This window comes from uncultured Thiocystis sp. (genome assembly GCF_903866365.1).
In the GTDB taxonomy this organism is placed as follows: Bacteria; Pseudomonadota; Gammaproteobacteria; order Chromatiales; family Chromatiaceae; genus Chromatium.
Genome location: NZ_CAIPNF010000032.1, coordinates 1 through 3969, shown reverse-complemented (window position 1 = coordinate 3969; position 3969 = coordinate 1). Strand labels below are relative to the sequence as shown.

Annotated in this window: 5 protein-coding genes; all 5 read right to left on the bottom strand. The window is 60.5% G+C overall.

Annotated elements, in window-relative coordinates:
* A partial coding sequence (locus QZY07_RS01615; protein WP_295399324.1) for an arsenate reductase (azurin) small subunit occupies nt 1-417 on the bottom strand: 417 nt, incomplete at its 3' end.
* Nucleotides 418-755: 338 nt separating this feature from the next.
* A complete protein-coding gene (locus tag QZY07_RS01610) occupies nt 756-1316 on the bottom strand; it encodes a cytochrome b/b6 domain-containing protein (protein ID WP_295399322.1) in 561 nt (186 codons plus the stop codon).
* 186 nt (nt 1317-1502) lie between these two features.
* Nucleotides 1503-2570, bottom strand: coding sequence for a cytochrome c peroxidase (locus QZY07_RS01605; RefSeq protein WP_295399320.1), 1068 nt, complete (start codon nt 2568-2570; stop codon nt 1503-1505).
* A gap of 539 nt (nt 2571-3109) precedes the next feature.
* Nucleotides 3110-3244 carry a hypothetical protein gene (locus QZY07_RS01600; protein ID WP_295399319.1) on the bottom strand — a complete coding sequence of 45 codons (135 nt, stop codon included), beginning with the start codon at nt 3242-3244 and terminating at the stop codon, nt 3110-3112.
* Between the two features lie 152 nt (nt 3245-3396).
* A complete protein-coding gene (locus QZY07_RS01595; RefSeq protein ID WP_295399317.1) occupies nt 3397-3690 on the bottom strand; it encodes a hypothetical protein in 294 nt (97 codons plus the stop codon).
* Nucleotides 3691-3969 lie beyond the last annotated feature (279 nt).

The following is a 3969-nucleotide window of genomic DNA, read 5'->3' as shown; positions in this document are numbered from 1 at the left end:
GTTCTCGGTCGCCTGCCCGTCCACCATCTGACCATGCATCTCCGGATCGAAGATGCTGAAATGACAGCCGCACTTGAAGGTACGCGCGACCGGGTCGTAGCTGAGCGGACAACCGTTGTGGGTACATTGGGTACTGAAGGCGACGATGTCGCCGTTGGGGCCGATGCCCCCTGGCACGGACTGGCCCGTCTTGATGAGCTGACAGAAAGACGCGGGGTCCGGGTAGTTGAAGGGCACGGGGACATTGACCTTGAGGGTCCCGAGCCTGGCGATCCCCTCGCGTGGGTAGGGCAAGGTGGTGGCGCCCGGTGGCGGGGTCTCCTGCGCGCCGGCGAAGCCGGTGCCAACCAGCGCCGCCCCGGCCGCAGCGGCGATGCCACCAGTCTTGAGGAATTTGCGTCTGCTGAAATCGGTCATGCCTGTCTGCCTCCTCTTGTTTTGTTCTCCATCCGGAGAGCAAAGGGTGTGCCGCAATCGGCGGCTCTCAAAATCAATTACTTACGCCAAGCGCGTTTCTTCTTGGTAACATCGGTCGGGTAGGGCGTTACGATCAAGTAACAAACTCGCGATCCTCACCGTCGACAGCCGGGGCGAGGACCAGGACACCTCAGGGAAGCTGCTGAGAAACAGCCGGACACCAGATCGTCGCGAAGACGATCCTCCGTGACGATGTCTTCATGGCTCCATGCTCTTCAAGGTTGGAACCTCCGAGAAACCCGGGGCGGTTCAGAACCAGCCTTTTCGCTGGCCGTGCCTCAGTTTTCTCGCCGTTTGAATCCAGTGATCATGCCCCCGATGAGGTTTTCCCGATGGACCAGGCTGGCAAAGAGCACACCGGCGACATGCACGATCACCAACCCGAGGGAGAGATAGGCGAAGAACTCATGGATCTCTTCCCAGTCCTCTCCGCCGCCAGTGAGCGCCCAACCGGTCACGCCCGTTATCGCAACCGACAGCAGCAGCGCCAGAATCATGGCGCCGCCGGCCGGGTTGTGCCCGACATAGCGTGGGGCACGGAAGGCTAGCTCATCCTTCAGATAGGCTAGAACCTGACGTGGCCCGCGCACGAAGTCACTGAAGCGGGCATAGCGGGTGCCGATCACGCCCCAGACCACGCGAACGGCAATCAGAGCCAGGGCCAGATAACCCACCCAGATATGCACCCCGAGCAGCTCATCTTCGGCAAAGAAAGCAATCGTAAAGGCGGCGGCGAGCGTCCAATGGAAGGTACGTACCAGCGGATCCCAGACGCGGAGAGGGTCGCTCGTCGTTGCAGACGGGAGGTTAGGGGGCTGAACAGAAGTCTTGGTCGTCATCGGCGAGTCTCATAGTCGAGTGGGTCGTGCAGGGAGTGAGCCGGTTAGGTCACCATGAAAAGAGACAGCCTAACGCCGAGCACCTGACCGAACGCTGTCCATCCCGATCAGCCATTGGTCAGATTTGGCGCTGGCGCAGGCCGTTGCGCGCGGATGTGACGAGCACCCTCTCCCTCCTGGGTTGTCTCAGCGGTGCGGATTCTGCTTCAGATGCGGATCGATCGGCGGAATGACGCTCATCTCTGGCGTTCCCGGCAGACGTGGCAGGCTCATCTCCGGGAATTCGCCGGTCAGTCCGTTGAGGAAGGCGACGATGTCCGCGACCTGAGGATCACTGACCTCTTTGTTCAATTGCGCCTTGGCCATGACGCGCACCGCCTGATCCAAGGTCGGGACGCCGCCGTGATTGAAGTACGGGGCCGTCAGCGCGATGTTGCGCAGGGTCGGGACGCGCCACAGATGTTTGTCTTTCTGGTCCTTGGTGACCATGTAGCGCCCTTGGTCTTCCAAGAGTCCGTATTGGGTGTCGTAGGCGCTACCCGGATAAGTGGGGAATTTCATGAAAAAGCCGGTTCCAACCGGTAAGGTCGGTCCACTGAAATTGGGGCCGGCATGACAAGCGGTGCAGCCTAACTCGGCGAAGCTGTTCATGCCGCGGACCTGCTGCTCAGTCAAGGCCGTTGCATCGCCCTTGACATAGCGGTCATAGGGTGAGTGTGGGGTGATGAGGGTGCGCTCGAAGGCGGCGATCGCTTTGGCCGTATTGTCCGCTGACAGGGGAGTCGTCTCGTCGGGGAAAGCAGCGGCAAACAGCGGCTGATAGCCCGGAATCTGTTTCAGTCGCGCCATGGCCTGATCCAGGTCGCCCATTCCCATCTCGATCGGATTAACCACCGGTCCCTTGGCCTGGTCTTCCAGGGTGGCGGCTCGCCCATCCCAAAACTGCACGGAGTAAAAGGCGGCATTCCACACCGTGGGCGCACTGCGTCCACCGCGGGCATCGTGCATGCCGATTGAATTCGGGCGGTTGTCGTCCCCACCGGCCATCACGTTGTGACAGGAATTACACGACAGGGTGCCATGCTCAGACAAACGCGGTTCGAAAAAGAGCGTTTTGCCAAGCAAAATTTTCGCCTCGGTTTGCGGATTATCCGCCGGGATCGGGGGCGTTTCGGGCAGCGCCTCCCAGGTTGCAGCAGAGACTGGAATGGCGAACAGCACACAAGGCAAGAGCAAAGCTGTGTTCAGGCGCATGAGTGAACTCCTTGAGCATCGGCAGGGTAAACAGAACGGACGGCTTGGCCTGACAAACCGGATAAGGTTGCCATCAAGCGAGTCAAGCATGCACTCGTCGCGGGCCTCACTCAAGCGTTCGTGACATCGATCTGTGTTGATTTCCGCGATCCCACAGGGTCAAACGCTTGATCTGCATGAGTGGATCAACTCCGCCTCACGCTCCGCCTCGGTAAAGCTGGCCGGGCTGTGCATCGACGAAGCCGCGAATGGCTTCCTCGATACTGAGCGATGGCTCCATTGCGCTCGGCGCGCAGGCTTCAGTCCGAACAGACCGACGTCCCGTGGTCCGTTTGACGGCGCTCAAGGGGAACCGGACGAAACCGGCCTGGCGCGGCGGTGTGTTACGGAAACGATTCCGGGGCGCGGGGGAATGAAGTGAATGCGTCAACATGGGTCGGTACTCCAGTGGCTAGATGGGAAGCGGTGGTTGGCCGCGTTCCATCGCGACTTGGGCACAGCTTAACCGGCGGCCACTGACGAAACCCTAGATGACGTTGTCAGCAAATGATCAGCTCGTCATCCTCCTTCGCCGTCAAGACCTCGCGGATCCAAGCCCCTTTGTCGTCCTGCTCGATGGCGGCAAGATCAAAACGGGATTTCCCGGTGTCTTCCTGGTTCTCCCAGGTCAACATAGGCGCCAGTCGTTTCACGCGATCGAATCAGCGTTGAGGCCGGCCACCAATCGTTGGTTGCCGGCCTCAAAACGCTGGCCGTCACCCACTGCGGCTCAATCCTTCCAGGGGCCGTGGCCGGGGATGTTGATCTGGCGCTCGTTGTAGTCGCCCTAAGCCGCTTGGCGATGGCAGGCGTTGCGCTGGCTGAGGCTTCCGACCTCCGGATTGTCCTGGATCAAACGGACCGGGATTTCATCGTGCTTGCGCTTGAAATCCGGGGTCTCGGTGATGCGCGGCAGCCCGGTTCCCGCCTTGACATCGAAGCCAACGGCAAAGGCGCGGGAACGTGGCGCGCTGGCCTGATCGGCTGAGTTGGCAGCGAGATAGCGGGCAATCTCAGTCCGCCGCGCCTCCGCCAGCGAGGCATCGTCCCCATAATGGTTGCCCAGCGCAGCGGGCTCCATGACCTGTGCCCAGGCCTGGGCCGGCCTGCCGACCCGGCTGGGTCAGATCCTTCCCATGGCAGGTGACACAACTGCGTGCCTCCGAACCGTCCGACTTGGGCTCCCCTAAGAGTCTGTTCATAAAGTTCTCACTGAATTACCTCAGTACAGTACATATCTCATTAAGCATTTGATATATATGGATCTCGCTTAGAGCCACGATCGCCCGGAGATTCGATGTCCGAGATCCAATCCGTCAAGCTGTTGCGCAACCTGCTCGGCGTCCACCTGAACTGGCAC

Excerpts from the sequence above, each read along its gene's own strand:
- QZY07_RS01595 (WP_295399317.1), bottom strand. The coding sequence starts at position 3,690 with ATGGAGCCCGCTGCGCTGGGCAACCATTATGGGGACGATGCCTCGCTG.
- QZY07_RS01600 (WP_295399319.1), bottom strand. The coding sequence starts at position 3,244 with ATGTTGACCTGGGAGAACCAGGAAGACACCGGGAAATCCCGTTTTGAT.
- QZY07_RS01605 (WP_295399320.1), bottom strand. The coding sequence starts at position 2,570 with ATGCGCCTGAACACAGCTTTGCTCTTGCCTTGTGTGCTGTTCGCCATT.
- QZY07_RS01610 (WP_295399322.1), bottom strand. The coding sequence starts at position 1,316 with ATGACGACCAAGACTTCTGTTCAGCCCCCTAACCTCCCGTCTGCAACG.